This is a genomic window from Aeromonas sp. QDB31 (genome assembly GCF_027707605.1).
Classification (GTDB): domain Bacteria; phylum Pseudomonadota; class Gammaproteobacteria; order Enterobacterales; family Aeromonadaceae; genus Aeromonas; species Aeromonas media.
In genome coordinates, this window is sequence record NZ_JAPCIX010000010.1 from 1 (window position 1) to 13,712 (window position 13,712).

General features: G+C 62.9%; 11 protein-coding genes and 3 pseudogenes. 2 read left to right on the top strand and 12 right to left on the bottom strand.

All coding sequences use genetic code 11. From position 1 onward, the window contains the following. Window positions 1-259: pseudogene (locus PG898_RS11890) on the top strand (IS1595 family transposase); the annotation flags it as partial. Window positions 260-580: 321 nt separating this feature from the next. Here the strand turns inward: PG898_RS11890 and PG898_RS11895 are convergent. After that, the gene (locus tag PG898_RS11895) at window positions 581-1,597 is read right to left on the bottom strand and encodes a zinc-binding alcohol dehydrogenase family protein (protein WP_270824274.1); all 1,017 of its coding nucleotides are present in this window, start codon (window positions 1,595-1,597) and stop codon (window positions 581-583) included. 100 nt (window positions 1,598-1,697) lie between these two features. Here PG898_RS11895 and PG898_RS11900 point away from each other — a divergent pair, with 100 nt between their 5' ends. Next, window positions 1,698-2,570, top strand: coding sequence for a LysR family transcriptional regulator (locus PG898_RS11900; RefSeq protein WP_270824273.1), 873 nt, complete (start codon window positions 1,698-1,700; stop codon window positions 2,568-2,570). Here PG898_RS11900 and PG898_RS11905 read toward each other — a convergent pair whose 3' ends face one another. The 11 genes and pseudogenes from PG898_RS11905 to torD form a co-directional block, all read right to left on the bottom strand. Further along, on the bottom strand, window positions 2,571-3,995 hold the full coding sequence (locus tag PG898_RS11905) for a PTS transporter subunit EIIC (RefSeq protein WP_270824272.1): 1,425 nt from the start codon (window positions 3,993-3,995) through the stop codon (window positions 2,571-2,573). Between the two features lie 87 nt (window positions 3,996-4,082). Continuing rightward, window positions 4,083-5,540 (bottom strand): sodium/pantothenate symporter, encoded by a 1,458-nt coding sequence (panF, locus tag PG898_RS11910; protein ID WP_270824271.1) that lies wholly within the window; start codon window positions 5,538-5,540, stop codon window positions 4,083-4,085. 68 nt (window positions 5,541-5,608) lie between these two features. Beyond that, window positions 5,609-5,857, bottom strand: a complete 249-nt coding sequence (locus tag PG898_RS11915) for a YhdT family protein (protein WP_005326553.1) — start codon at window positions 5,855-5,857, stop codon at window positions 5,609-5,611. Window positions 5,858-5,971: 114 nt separating this feature from the next. Continuing rightward, window positions 5,972-7,312, bottom strand: coding sequence for an acetyl-CoA carboxylase biotin carboxylase subunit (gene accC / locus PG898_RS11920; RefSeq protein ID WP_005326556.1), 1,341 nt, complete (start codon window positions 7,310-7,312; stop codon window positions 5,972-5,974). 15 nt (window positions 7,313-7,327) lie between these two features. Next, on the bottom strand, window positions 7,328-7,789 hold the full coding sequence (accB, locus tag PG898_RS11925; RefSeq protein WP_005326559.1) for an acetyl-CoA carboxylase biotin carboxyl carrier protein: 462 nt from the start codon (window positions 7,787-7,789) through the stop codon (window positions 7,328-7,330). 36 nt (window positions 7,790-7,825) lie between these two features. Beyond that, complete coding sequence (gene aroQ / locus PG898_RS11930; RefSeq protein WP_270824270.1) at window positions 7,826-8,275, bottom strand: type II 3-dehydroquinate dehydratase; 450 nt, start codon at window positions 8,273-8,275, stop codon at window positions 7,826-7,828. Window positions 8,276-8,558: 283 nt separating this feature from the next. After that, window positions 8,559-10,505 (bottom strand): acetate--CoA ligase, encoded by a 1,947-nt coding sequence (acs, locus tag PG898_RS11935; RefSeq protein WP_270824269.1) that lies wholly within the window; start codon window positions 10,503-10,505, stop codon window positions 8,559-8,561. Between the two features lie 198 nt (window positions 10,506-10,703). Next, window positions 10,704-12,011: pseudogene (locus PG898_RS11940) on the bottom strand (putative bifunctional diguanylate cyclase/phosphodiesterase); the annotation flags it as partial. Window positions 12,012-12,152: 141 nt separating this feature from the next. Further along, window positions 12,153-12,497: pseudogene (locus PG898_RS21360) on the bottom strand (PAS domain-containing protein); the annotation flags it as partial. Window positions 12,498-12,603: 106 nt separating this feature from the next. Further along, window positions 12,604-12,972: a hypothetical protein gene (locus tag PG898_RS11945; RefSeq protein WP_043129151.1), complete on the bottom strand. Its 369-nt coding sequence runs from the start codon at window positions 12,970-12,972 to the stop codon at window positions 12,604-12,606. A gap of 7 nt (window positions 12,973-12,979) precedes the next feature. Beyond that, window positions 12,980-13,648 carry a molecular chaperone TorD gene (gene torD, locus PG898_RS11950; RefSeq protein ID WP_005326569.1) on the bottom strand — a complete coding sequence of 223 codons (669 nt, stop codon included), beginning with the start codon at window positions 13,646-13,648 and terminating at the stop codon, window positions 12,980-12,982. Window positions 13,649-13,712 lie beyond the last annotated feature (64 nt).

Genomic DNA, 13,712 nt, shown 5'->3' on the forward strand with positions numbered 1-13,712 from the left:
CCAGGGATTGAGCCATCAGGTGCTGCATAACCGGGCGGGACAGCGGGTGATAAGCGGTGCTTACCATATCCAACATGTGAACGGGTATCACCGCAGGCTAAAGGAATGGTTGGAGCGATTTCACGGTGTCGCGACGTCTTACTTGAAGCATTATCTGGGTTGGCGGCGGATGCTGGAGCGTTATCAACGAGGGATAGACGTCAGGTGTTGCTTGCATGAGGCGCTAGGGCGCCCCATGCAACACGTAATTGGGACATAGCCTTTTTTTATGCCGGTGCGCTGAAAAACGGTCATTTTGCGTATAAAAGCAGACATTGGCACGCAATCTGCAAAGTTCCACATGTCCTGCATAAGGATATGTGTGTGATTGTTACCCCAACGTTCAGGTTTTAAGGGCCATCCCGGCGGGATGGCCTCTTTTTATGGTTTTTTCGGGGGAAGGGCCCGTCAGGGGCACAGATCGGCCGTGGGGCTGTGCACTCTTGGGGCTTGTCACTGGTGATTTCACCCCATGATGGTGCATTTTTTACCTATAAGGGAATAGGTCGCATGGCTGTGGGGATCCCTGGCTGCATGGACCTCAGTTGGCAAAGCCGCTCATGTCGATCACCAGCTTGCCCACCATGCGGCCCGCCTCCAGCTCGCTATGGGCCTGTGCCAGGCTGGTCGGAGTCAGTTCGGGCAGTGTGCGAGTGAGCGTGCTCTTGAGCACCCCTTGGTCCAGCAGGGCGGCGACCCGGCCGAGCAGCTTGTGCTGCTCGATCATGTCCGGGGTCTGGAACAGGGAGCGGGTAAACATGAACTCCTGGCTGAAGGTTACGCTCTTGGCCTTGAGCAGGCCCAGATCCCAGGGCTCGCTGGATTCGGCAATGGTGCAGATGTGACCGAAGGGGCGAATGAGGCTCGCCATGGCGGCCCAGTGCTGCTCGGTGGCATTGGTGCAGAAGATGGCATCGAGCTGGCTGATGCCAAGGCCGGCCAGCTCTTCCTGCAGGTTGTGATGACTCACTACCTGGTGGGCGCCCATGGCCAGGCACCAGTCACGGGTTTCAGGTCGGGAGGCGGTGGCGATCACCTCCATCCCGGTGAGCTGGCGTGCCAGCTGGATGGCGATGGAGCCGACGCCGCCGGCGCCACCTATGACAAGCAGTCGCCCGGTACTTTCGCGGTTGAGGCCGATGCGCTCGAACAGGGTTTCCCAGGCGGTGATGGCGGTCAGGGGCAGGGCGGCGGCTTCCAGGTCGCTCAGGGTCTTGGGGGCGAGGGCGGCGATGCGCTCATCCACCAATTGCAGGGCGCTGTTGCTGCCGGGGCGGCTGATGTCGCCGGCATACCAGACCCTGTCCCCCGTCTTGAACAGGGTCACCTCGTGGCCCACGGCCACCACTTCCCCCACGGCATCCCAGCCCAGCACCCGAGGATTGCTCTCTACCTTGGCCTTGGGGGCGCGTACCTTGGTGTCCACCGGGTTGACCGAGGTTGCCGTTACTTTCACCAGCAGATCCCGTGGGCCCGGGGTCGGATCCGGTAGTTCAGTCTCGATGAAGCAGTAGGGGTGATCGCTTGGCAGATAATGGGTGAGGGCGATGGCTTTCATGGCAGTTCCTTTCAAATCGCTATGAGTGGGATTGCCAGCGAGTCTAGTCTGGTTGATTATTTCGATTAAGATGGGTAATCGGGACAGACTGTTTGTATATATGAACAATGTCGAACTGGAGTTGATGGGGCTGTTCGCCACCGTGGTGGAGCAGGGCAGTTTTACCGGGGCGGCCGAGGTGCTTGGCATGCCCAAGTCCTCGGTGAGCCAGAAGATCTCACGCCTCGAATCACGGCTCGGGGTGCGACTGTTGCAGCGCACCACCCGCAGGCTCAGCCTGACTCCCCAGGGGGAGGTCTATGTGGAACATTGCCAGGCCCTGCTGGCCCTGGCGAGAAGCGCCAATCTGGCCATGGCCAGGTTGCGCTCGGCCCCTGCGGGTCGGGTGCGGATCACCGCCCCCGAGGCGACCGGCACCCTGCTGCTTGGCCGGATTATGGCCGAGTTTCGTGCCCTCTATCCCGAGGTGGTGCTGGAGCTGACCTTGAGCGACGAGCAGCTGGATCTGGTGGGGGAGGGCTACGATCTGGCGCTGCGGGCGGCGCCGCTCAAAGATTCGAGCCTCATCTGTCGGCGCATCGGCCAGGTGGCGCGCCATCTGGTGGCGGCCCCGGGTTATCTGGCGAGCCAGGGCACGCCGCAGCAACTGACTGAGCTAGGGGGGCATGTCTGCCTGGTGCACACGTCGCTGCCGGTATGGCCGTTGCTGGAGGGGGGCTGGCGGCCGCAGGGGGCCTGCATCAGCAACAGCCTGCTGGCGCTGAGGGAGCTGGCGCTCCACGAAGGGGGGATAGCCCTGTTGCCAGATCATGTCTGCCGGGACGATCTGGCGGCGGGGCGCCTGCTGAAGGTGCTGCCGGATCACCCCATACCCCCCAATCCCTTCTATCTCATCTACCCGAGCCGCGAGCATCTGGCACCCGCCCTGCGCAGCCTGATGGACTTCGTCGCCGAGCGGCTGCCCTTCGCCTGATCAGCGGTGCTGGCTGAGGGGGGCCTGACCGGGTTCGAGACCGAGCGGCACTGACTGTCGCTCTGCCAGCATGCGGATCTGCCCCTCGATGAGACCGGCGTTGGGGCCCAGCACCAATACCAGCTGATGCTCGTTGAGCTGGATCCAGGAGAGGCAGCCGAGCCTGGCCAGACGGGACTGATCCACCAGCGCCATCTCCCGCACCCGCAGGCTGAGGCGCGTCAGGCAGACGCTCATGGCCTGCAGGTTGTCCATGCCTCCCAGCATCTTGAGGTACTGGATGGCCAGCATCTGGGGATCCGTGGGGGCCACGGTCGCGAGCTGGGGCAGCTCCTCGGCGATGGGCTTGCTCGGCAGGCTGAGGGGGGCGTACTCAAGCAGCCGGGAGAAGACCAGGGCATAAATGACGAAGAACAGGATGCCGAGGGGAATGAGCCAGAAACTGTGTTCACCTGAGTCGTAGCTGAGCACCAGATCCAGCAGCCCGGCGGAGAAGTAACTGCCCACCTGGATGCCGAGCCCGCTGCAGATGGCCAGCGACAACCCGGTCAGCAGGGCATGGGCCAGGAACAGCCAGGGGGCGGTGAAGGCGAACAGGAATTCGATGGGTTCGGTGATCCCCACCAGGGCCGAGGTGAGCGCCAGGGTGAGCAGCAAGCCCCCCTGCGGCAGGCGCCGCATCCGCTGGCGATGGAGCCAGATGGCAAAACAGGCGCCGGGCAGGCCGAACATGATGACCGGATAGAGACCCGCCACATAGCCCTCGTGCAGCGGCTGGGCGGCGGAGAGCGCCTGCAGGTTGCTCTCCCCCAGCCCCATGAGGCTGCCCAGCACCTGGTGAAGGCCGAGGGGGATCAGCAGCCGGTTCAGCACGCCGTAGCAGAAGGCGCCAAACGGCGTGGTGAGCAGGTCGGAGGCGAGCAGGGTGATGCCTTGCTCCAGCAGCGGCCAGAGCAGGGCCAGGGGCACGACCAGCAGCAGGCTGGCCAGGGCCGAGAGCAGCAGGCCGGGCAGCTCTTCCTGCAGCGGTCGCAGCCAGCCGGGGAGGGTGAGGTTGCGGGTCCAGGAGCAGACCATGGCGGTGGTCAGGCCCGCCAGCAGGCCGCAGATCATGTCCGCATGCAGACCGGGCTGCAGGGTGGCGAGCGCCGAGCTCAGCAGCAGGAAGTTGACCGCGCCGGCCAGGGCCTGCGCCCCTTGCCCCTGCCGGCTCAGCCCGAAGGCGATGGCCACCGCATAGATGAGCGGCATCTGGCTGAACAGGGCGCGTCCGGCCAGGGAGAGCACCGCCAGATCCAGCACGTCCGGCTGGCCGAGCCGATAGAGCAGGGCCGCCAGCGGCAGGATGGAGACGGGCAGCAACAGGGCATAACCGAGCCGTTGCAGGGACTGGGTCAGGATCTTTCTGGCGTTCTGAACTGGCATAAGGGCGCGGTATTTTGTGACGTGGCGCACATTTTACTCACTCGCACCCATTTGGGAATAGGTGCGAGTCCCTTTATTGGCCCTTTCTTATTTCTGATCAAACAATCGGCGAACCGACTGATCCGGGGCCGGGGTCAGCAGGCTGACCAGGATGAAGGCCGCGAGGCCGAGTCCCAGGCTAGGCACTATGGCGTGCAGGCCGGCCAGCTTGATCCCCCACTGACTCAAGGCCCCGTAGCAGACAATGCCTGACACCATGCTGGCCAGCGCCCCCGGGCCGTTGGCCCGCGACCAGTAGAGGCCGAGCACCAGGGGCCAGAGGAAGACCGCCTGCAGGCCGCCGAAGGCGAGCAGGTTGAGCCAGATGATCATCTCGGGGGGCTGCAGCGCCGCCAGCAGCACCAGGGTGCCGAGGATCAGGGTGCAGAGCAGGGAGAGCCTGGGAATGCGCACCTCCAGCTTCTCTTGGCGAGGATTGAGGTAGTTGAGGTAGAGATCCTTGACCAGGGTCGCCGAAGCCTGGATCAGCTGGGAGTCGATGGTGGACATGATGGCCGCCATGGGGGCCGCCAGGAAGACCCCCGCCAGCCAGGGGGGCAGCACTTCCATCATCAGGGAGGGCATGATCTTGTCCGGGCTGTCCATGCCGGGCAGGATGGCGCGGCCCAGGGCACCTGCGAGGTGCATGCCCAGCATCAGCAGCGCGCTGACCACGGTGCCGATGAGGATGCCCCGGTGTAGCGCCTTGCTGTCCCGATAGCCGAAGCAGCGCAGGGCCGAGTGGGGCAGCCCCACCACACCGACGCAGACCAGGATCCAGAAGCTCAACATGAAGGGCTGGGTCAGCATGTCACCGGCGCCGGTCGGGCTCACCAGCTTGGGATCGATTACCTTGAGCTGGTGGATGAGGTTCGGCAGGCCGTCACCGGCGATCAGGATCCCGGCCAGCAGGGCGCCGGTGCCGATCAGCATGATGATCCCTTGCAGGGCGTCGGTCATCACCACGGCGCGAAAGCCGCCGATCACCGTGTAGAGCAGCACGCAGCTGGCAAACAGGAAGAGCCCCTGCTGGTAGCTGAGGCCGGTTGCCGTCTCCAGCAGGCGGGCGCCGCCGATGAACTGCACCACCATGGTCGCGATGAAGGCGAGGATGATGGTCACCGAGCCCAGCACCACCACCCACTTGCTGCGGTAGCGGGCCCACAGCATGTCGTTGATGGTCACCGCATTGACCCGGCGGGCGATGATGGCGAACTTCTTGCCAAGCACCCCCAGGGTGAGCCAGACGGTGGGTAGCTGGATCATCGCCAGCAGCACCCAGCCCAGGCCTATCTTGTAGGCGGCACCGGGCCCGCCGATGAAGGAAGACGCCGAGGTGTAAGTGGCTACCAGCGTCATGGCCAGCACCAGACCGCCCATGCTGCGGTTGCCGATGAAGTACTCCTGCACGAAGTCACCCCCGGCACGGTGGCGACCGGCCCAGAAGCCGACCCCGAGCACCAGCACCAGATAGACGAAGAGCGGCAGCATCAACTCAAGATTCATGGGGGGACTCCTGGGTGTCCAGCGGGGCGTCGGCAAACCGGGGATCCGTCATGGGTTCAGTACGCGGCTCAGGAGTCATGAGGAGGTTCCTCGGGGTCGAGAGGAATGTCGACGAACAGGCGATCCACCATGAGCGCGCAGAGGCCGATAAACAGCAGTGGCATCAGGATGCAGCTGAGCAGAAACCAGAGCGGCATATTCCAGAGCTCGAGCGTCTCGGGAACGAAGTACGCCGAGCCATACCAGGCAACGAAGTAAAGCAGGGTCAGCAGCAGGCAGAGGGCTGCTTCCCGACGGGCGAGCGCGAAACGATTCACCTTGGCCTCCGACAATTTTGAGGGGCGCAAGGATAACAAAAAAGGGCCATGTCGCCATGGCCCTTTTTTCGCTGTCGATCCCGAGGGACCGAACGCGCTCTGCTAAAGCGTCTTTTACAGACCCAACTTCTTGTGCAGGTAGTGGATGTTGGTGCCACCGTGCTGGAAGTTCTCGTCCTTCATGATCTCTTTTTGCAGGGCGATGTTGGTCTTGATCCCTTCCACCACCAGCTCGTCGAGAGAGTGACGCATGCGGGCGATGGCGATGTCACGGTTCTCGCCGTAACAGATCAGCTTGCCGATCATGGAGTCGTAGTAGGGCGGCACCTTGTAACCCGCATAGATGTGGGATTCCCAACGCACGCCCAGACCGCCCGGCGCGTGGAAGCGCTGGATGAGGCCAGGAGACGGCATGAAAGTGGCCGGGTCTTCGGCGTTGATCCGGCACTCGATGGCATGGCCACGGATGCGGATGTCCTGTTGGGTGATCGACAGGGGCTGGCCGGCGGCGATGCGTAGCTGCTCCTTGATGAGATCCACACCGGTGACCATCTCGGTGACCGGGTGCTCGACCTGGATCCGGGTGTTCATCTCGATGAAGTAGAACTCGCCGTTCTCGTACAGGAACTCGAAGGTGCCCGCACCGCGGTAGCCGATTTCGAGACAGGCGCGCACGCAGCGCTCACCGATGAACTTGCGCATCTCTTCGGTGATGCCGGGTGCCGGCGCCTCTTCCACCACCTTCTGGTGACGACGCTGCATGGAGCAGTCGCGCTCACCCAGATAGAGGGCGGTGCCCTGGCCGTCAGCCAGCACCTGGATCTCGATGTGGCGCGGGTTCTCCAGGTATTTCTCCATGTAGACCATGTCGTTCTTGAAGAACTGGCCCGCTTCGGATTTGGTCAGGGCGATGGCGGCGGCCAGCTCCGACTCGTTGCGCACCACGCGCATGCCACGACCACCACCGCCACCGGCGGCCTTGATGATCACGGGGTAGCCGATCCGCTTGGCAATGGTGGCGTTGCGCTTGGCATCGTTGTCCACCGGGCCGTCGGAGCCGGGTACGCAGGGCACGCCCGCCTTCTTCATCGCTTCGATGGCGGAAACCTTGTCACCCATCAGGCGAATGGTCTCGGCGCGCGGGCCGATGAATATGAAGCCGGATTTTTCGACCACTTCGGCAAAGTCGGCGTTCTCGGAGAGGAAGCCGTAGCCCGGGTGGATGGCGACGGCACCGGTCACCTCGGCGGCGGCGATGATGGCCGGCACGTTGAGGTAGGACTCACCGCTGGCGGGTTTGCCGATACAGATGGTTTCGTCGGCCAGGAGCACATGCTTGAGCTCCCGATCGGCAGTGGAGTGAACGGCCACTGTCTTGATCCCGAGCTCTTTGCAGGCGCGCAGGATCCGCAGGGCAATTTCACCGCGGTTGGCGATGACTACTTTGTCCAACATGGGTGGCGTCTTCCCTTATTCGATGATGAACAGCGGCTCGTCAAATTCGACGGCCTGACCATTTTCAACCAGGATCGCTTTGATCACACCGGCCTTGTCAGACTCGATTTGGTTCATCATTTTCATGGCTTCGACGATGCACAGGGTATCGCCGACATTGACGTGTTGACCGACTTCCACGAACGGCTTGGCTTCCGGGCTGGAGGAGCGGTAGAAGGAGCCGACCATGGGGGAGCGCATCAGATGGCCACTCGGGGCGGCATCGGCAGCAGGGGCGGCGGCCTGGGCGGCAGCGGCGACCGGCGCGGCAGCATGTTGAACCTGCGCCGGCTGCATCATCATCTGCGGGGCAACGCTAACCTGGCCGGAGAAATTGCGGCTGATGCGAACGGACTCTTCCCCTTCGGAGATTTCCAGCTCGGCGATGCCGGACTCTTCAACCAGTTCAATCAGCTTCTTGATTTTGCGGATATCCATTAGCATTCTCTTTCTTCTTTATCTGATCAGTGATTATCAAGCCGCGCGCAACTGATGCACGGCCGCGGTTAAAGCGAATTGGTAGCCATCGGCACCCAGCCCACAAATGACCCCTTTGGCGACATCAGACAGATAGGAGTGATGGCGGAAGGGTTCCCTGGCATGAACGTTTGACAGGTGAACCTCGATAAAGGGGATGGCCACGCCCAGCAGGGCATCGCGCAGGGCGACACTGGTGTGGGTGAAGGCGGCCGGGTTGATGATGATAAAATCCACCTGGCCCATGGCCTGATGGATGCGGCCGACCAACTCATGTTCGGCATTGGATTGCAGGTGTTCCAGGGTGACACCGAGTTCGTTGGCGTGCTGGGTCAGATCGGCGACGATCTCATCGAGCGTCTTGCTGCCGTAGATGCCCGGCTCCCGCTTGCCCAGCAGATTCAGGTTCGGGCCATTGAGCAGGAGGATTCGGTGATGTTGCGACATATTGAGTACATCCTCGATGATTATGCTGCTATCTATCAGCTATCTGTGGACCACCAAAAATCTAGCCACTTTCTGCACAATTCGGTGTGCCCTGGCACACAGATTTCGCAATTATATTGATTTCGTGAAAATTAGCAGCATTTTACTGGTCTAATCTCTACATCTGGCCATTTATTGAGCATGTTGGCGCGCAGCGCCGCTCTGCCGCAGTGTCCGCCTCTTTGGGCTTTCCAGATACAACAAAGCCGGCACAAGGCCGGCTTTGTTGTGAGAGGGGAAGGACTCAGGCCGCTTCCGACTTCTCGCGGATAAGTTTGTCCACGACGCCCGGATCCGCCAGGGTGGAGATATCCCCCAGGCTGTCGGTCTCGCCGGTGGCGATCTTGCGCAGGATACGGCGCATGATCTTGCCGGAACGGGTCTTGGGCAGCCCCTCGGCCCAGTGGATCACGTCCGGGGTGGCGATGGAGCCGATCTCCTTGCGCACCCACTCCTTCACCTCTTTATGCAGCTCGCGGCTCGGCTCCTCCCCGGCGATCAGGGTGACATAGGCGTAGATGCCCTGACCCTTGATCTCGTGCGGCACGCCCACCACCGCCGCCTCGGCGATCTTGGGATGGGCCACCAGGGCCGACTCGATTTCGGCGGTGCCCATGCGGTGGCCGGAGACGTTCAGTACATCATCCACCCGACCGGTGATCCAGTAGTAGCCATCCTCGTCGCGACGGGCGCCGTCGCCTGTGAAGTAGCGGCCCGGGAAGGTGGAGAAGTAGGTCTGCTCGAAGCGCTCGTGATCGCCGAACACGGTGCGCATCTGGCCAGGCCAGGAGTCGGTGATCACCAGGTTGCCCTCGGTGGCGCCCTCCAGCGGCTCACCCAGGTTGTCTACCAGAGCAGGCTGTACCCCGAAGAAGGGACGGGTGGCGGAGCCGGGCTTGAGGGCGGTGACGCCGGGCAGCGGGCTGATGAGGATGCCGCCTGTCTCGGTCTGCCACCAGGTGTCGACGATGGGGCAGCGCTCGTCCCCTATGGTGCGGTAGTACCACTCCCAGGCTTCCGGGTTGATGGGTTCACCCACAGATCCCATGATGCGCAGGCTGGTGCGGGAGGTGCCCTCAATGGCCTCCTTGCCCTTGGCCATCAGGGCGCGGATGGCGGTGGGTGCGGTATAGAGGATGCTGACCTGGTGCTTGTCCACCACCTGGCTCATGCGGTTGGTGGCCGGGTAGTTTGGCACCCCCTCGAACATCAGGGTGGTGGCGCCGTTGGCGAGCGGCCCGTAGACCAGATAGGAGTGACCGGTGACCCAGCCCACATCGGCGGTACACCAGTAGATGTCCTCTTCGTGATAGTCGAACACGTACTTGAAGGTGAGGGCGGCATAGACCAGATAGCCGCCCGTGGTGTGCAGCACCCCCTTGGGCTTGCCGGTGGAGCCCGAGGTGTAGAGCACGAACAGGGGATCCTCGGCGCTCATGGCCTCGGGCGGGCAATCAGGGCTGGCGGCGGCGACGGCGTCGTGCCACCAGATGTCCCTGTGGTCATGCCAGGCGACCTTGCCGCCGGTGCGCTTGAGCACGATGACCTTGTTGACCTTGGTATCAGGGTGGGTGAGCGCCTCGTCCACATTCTTCTTGAGGGGAATGGGGCGGCCGCCGCGCAGGCCTTCATCGGCGGTGATGACGATGGAGGAGCCCGAGTCGATGATACGACCCGAGAGGGCCTCCGGCGAGAAGCCGCCGAAGACGATGCTGTGCACGGCGCCGATGCGGGTACAGGCCAGCATGGCGATGGCCGCTTCCGGCACCATGGGCATGTAGAGACAGACCATGTCACCGCGCTTGACCCCCTGGGCTTTGAGCACGTTGGCAAACTTGCACACCTCGCCGTGCAGCTCGCGATAGGTCAGCTTGCGATCCTCGGCCGGGTTGTCCCCTTCCCAGATGATGGCGACCTTGTCGCCGCGCTGGGCCAGATGGCGATCCAGGCAGTTGGCCGACACGTTGAGCAGGCCATCCTCGTACCACTTGATGGAGACGTGGCCCGGATCGTAGGAAGTGTTCTTGACGCGGGTGTAGGGGGTCATCCAGTCGAGGATTTTGCCCTGCTCACCCCAGAAGGCGTCCGGGTTCTGTACCGACGCCAGGTACATGGCTTCATAACCTTCCTTGTCCAGCAGGGCGTCGCTACCTATGTGGGCCTTGACCGGATAGACCTTGCTCTCGCTCATCTCTCACTCCTGTAAATACATTTTTGTAATGATTGAGTAACAACTTATACCTTTGGCACGGGAGGGCAATTAGACTTTTGGATAGCGACGCGAGGAGGAGGGGTACCTCTGAGCGGCCCCTGACGGGAGCAAGCGGAAGGGAGTAAAGAGAAGGGAGCCTGGCGCTCCCTTCTTCATGGGGTCCCTTTCGGCTCGCCGTCAGCGCTGGGGGGCGAGCATGGAGGTCATGTGGGGTTGGGACAGGGGGTGGCTGAACAGGTAGCCCTGACCCTCCTCGCAGCGCAGAGACTGCAAGAACTGGCGCTGGGGCTGGGTTTCTATGCCTTCCGCCGTGACCGCCATGCCGAGGCTGTCGGCCAAGCTGACGATGGTGCGGCACAGCTCCCGGCTGTGCTTGTCGTCGGGCAGCGCCTGCACGAAGGCCCTGTCTATCTTGATGCGATCGATGGGCAGGCTCTTGAGCAGGCTCAGGGAGGAGAAGCCGGTACCGAAGTCGTCGATGGCGATCTGCACTCCCAGCGCCTTGAGGCGAGTAAAGAGGTGCAGGCTCTGATCCACGCTCTGGATGATGCTCTCGGTGACTTCTATCTCCAGCCGCTCCGCCGGGAAGCCGGTCTGCGCCAGGATGGCGGTGACCCTGTCCACATAGTCGGGGGAGCGCATCTCCCTGACCGACACATTGACGGAGAGCCTGGGCACGGCAAACCCCTCCGCCAGCCACCGCTGTCCCTGCTGGCAGGCGGTGCGCATCACCCACTCCCCCAACTGCTCTATCAGGCCGCACTCCTCGGCTACCGGAATGAAGCGGGCGGGAGAGATCATGCCCTCGCTGGGGTGCTGCCAGCGCACCAGGGCCTCGAGGCCGCTGAGGCTGTCATCGGCCAGATCCGTCATGGGCTGGTACAGCAGGCGGAATTGCTGCTGCTCCATGGCCTTGAGCAGCCCCTGCTCGAGGGCCATGCGCTCTCTCATCTGCGCCATCATGTCGGGGGAGTAGAACAGGTAGCCGTTGCGGCCCCGGCGCTTGGCCTCGTGCATGGCATTGTCCGCCGCGCTGATGAGGCTATCCGGGGTCAGGCCATGATCCGGGTAGAGGGCGATGCCGATGCTGGCGGAGAGCCGCACCCGCTCCTGCCCGATCTCGGTCGGATCGTGGAGCCTGTGTTGCAGCCGCTCGATCAGCCCCACCAGATCCTGGGGCTGCCGGATGTCGGGAAGCAGCACCAGGAACTCGTCTGCACCGAGCCGGGTGGCGAGATCCCCCGGGCGCAGGCTGTGGCGGATGCGCTGTGCCAGCAGCTTGAGCAGCAGATCCCCGGCGCTGTGTCCCAGGTTGTCGTTGATCAGCTTGAAGCCGTCGAGATCGATGAACAGCAGGGCGAGGGCCTGCTTGTTCAGGCGGGCCGTCTCTATCTCCAGATCGAGCCGCTCCTGCAACAGGTTGCGGTTGCCAAGATCGGTGAGGGGGTCGTGATAGGAGAGGTGGTGGAGCCTGGCTTCCGCCTGGTAGAGCCGCTGTGCGTGCTGGTTGCTGGTTTCCTGGATCTCCCCGGTGAAGCGGGTCACGCCCAGGTAGGCGCGGGGATCCTGGGTGAGATCGCGGGCGATGAGAAAGATGCCATTGAAGCTCCCTGCGGCGTCCATCAGGGGGCTGCAGCTCAGCTGCCAGCGCCTTGGCCCGCCGGGGCGGGAGACATGGACAGTGCCCAGATCCAGCTCGGCGCGCGGCGTGTCACCTAGCCATTGCTGAAGTTGGAGGCGCAGCAGGGGGCCCTGGGCGGGCGTGATGTCAAACAGCGTCTTGCCGAGGTGATCCTCCTGCGCCAGACCGCTCAGCTCGGTGAAGATCCCGTTGACGCCGCGGCACCTGAATTCACGATCGAAGACCCCTATCCCAAAGGGTGCCAGCTCGAACAGTTGTTGCCATTCATGAAGGGATAACGGGCCTGACAAATGCAGTGTCTGAACCGATTCGGGTAGCACTTTTTCCATGGAGGCTCCTGAATTGATTTCTTTGTCATTTAGACGACTGTGTCAGTATGGCAGGAAGTTTTAAGGGGGAGGGAAAGTCTGGGAATGATGTTAAATCAACGGGATGTCAGCCTTTCTGGCGGCCGAATGCCTGAATGCCGCGCACCAGCACCAGCCAGCCGAGCAGGTGGAACGGCAGGGCCAGCAGGTAGAGCAGCAGGAAGTGTGACTCGCTGCCGCTGCTGTTGATGAAGCCGATCCAGGCCACCAGCAGGGTGAGCATGCCCGCTATCTGGAAGCGGCGGCGCAGCACCACTTCGACCCCGAGATTGGCGAGGTAGAGGGTGAGCAGTATGCCGCCAAAGCCGGTCAGCTGGGCGGCGCCGTACAGTTCCCTGTCAGGGTGAAACAGCAGGACGGCGAGGGGGGTGAGGCCCTGATCCAGCGGGATCAGGGCCAGCAGCCAGCATGCAATGAGAAGCAGGGCTGTCTTCATGCGAGGCTTAGTCGGCGGACTGCGCCGGCTTGACCAGGCTGAGGTAGTTGGCATCCATGGTGAGGAAGACTCCCAGCAGACGGGCGCTGGCGCCGTAGAAGCCAAACTGGTCAGCCGCGCGACAGGCGGCCTCGAAGCGCGGGAACCAGGCCAGCAGGTGTTCGTGCAGCAAGGCTTCCTGCTCCCCGAGCCAGCTCTCCCGCTGGGCGGCCGTGGTCGCTTCCGCCGCGTGGATGATGAGGTTGCCCATCAGATCCAGCTCGATGGCCAGATGGTCGGCGGGCTCCTGGTACTTGTCGCTGACATTGATGCCGAGGCGATCGAGGCGGGCCTGCATCTCGGCCATGGGGGCCTGCATCAGCAGCTTGGCTTCGCCCCGGTAGAGCGATTCGTAGGGCAGGGCCCCCTGCTTGGGATCCACCAGGAACAGGCCGGCGAAGTCGGCGGCGAGCTCCAGCTGGCGATCGGTGCGCACCAGCAGGCGGGCGATGGCGTCGTTGAGTTCGGCCACGGCCTCGCGCATGGGATCCAGAGTGGAGAGGCTTTTCAGGAAGCTTCGCACGTCATAGGTGTCATATTCGGCGATCTGTTCATCACTGAGTTCGGCGGCAAACAGGGTGGAGAACCACCAGTAGAGTTGGGCCCGGCGTTCGCTGGTAGCCATGAATTCCTGCATTTATCCTCCGTGGATGGCAATCGGGAGCCTTGATGGCTCCCGATTCTAACGACTTTAAAAATAA

Coding starts and splice junctions, on each gene's coding strand:
- aroQ (WP_270824270.1), bottom strand. CDS start 8,275: ATGTCGCAACATCACCGAATCCTCCTGCTCAATGGCCCGAACCTGAAT.
- accC (WP_005326556.1), bottom strand. CDS start 7,312: ATGTTGGACAAAGTAGTCATCGCCAACCGCGGTGAAATTGCCCTGCGG.
- acs (WP_270824269.1), bottom strand. CDS start 10,505: ATGAGCGAGAGCAAGGTCTATCCGGTCAAGGCCCACATAGGTAGCGAC.
- torD (WP_005326569.1), bottom strand. CDS start 13,648: ATGCAGGAATTCATGGCTACCAGCGAACGCCGGGCCCAACTCTACTGG.
- accB (WP_005326559.1), bottom strand. CDS start 7,789: ATGGATATCCGCAAAATCAAGAAGCTGATTGAACTGGTTGAAGAGTCC.
- panF (WP_270824271.1), bottom strand. CDS start 5,540: ATGAATCTTGAGTTGATGCTGCCGCTCTTCGTCTATCTGGTGCTGGTG.
- PG898_RS11895 (WP_270824274.1), bottom strand. CDS start 1,597: ATGAAAGCCATCGCCCTCACCCATTATCTGCCAAGCGATCACCCCTAC.
- PG898_RS11905 (WP_270824272.1), bottom strand. CDS start 3,995: ATGCCAGTTCAGAACGCCAGAAAGATCCTGACCCAGTCCCTGCAACGG.
- PG898_RS11900 (WP_270824273.1), top strand. CDS start 1,698: ATGAACAATGTCGAACTGGAGTTGATGGGGCTGTTCGCCACCGTGGTG.
- PG898_RS11945 (WP_043129151.1), bottom strand. CDS start 12,972: ATGAAGACAGCCCTGCTTCTCATTGCATGCTGGCTGCTGGCCCTGATC.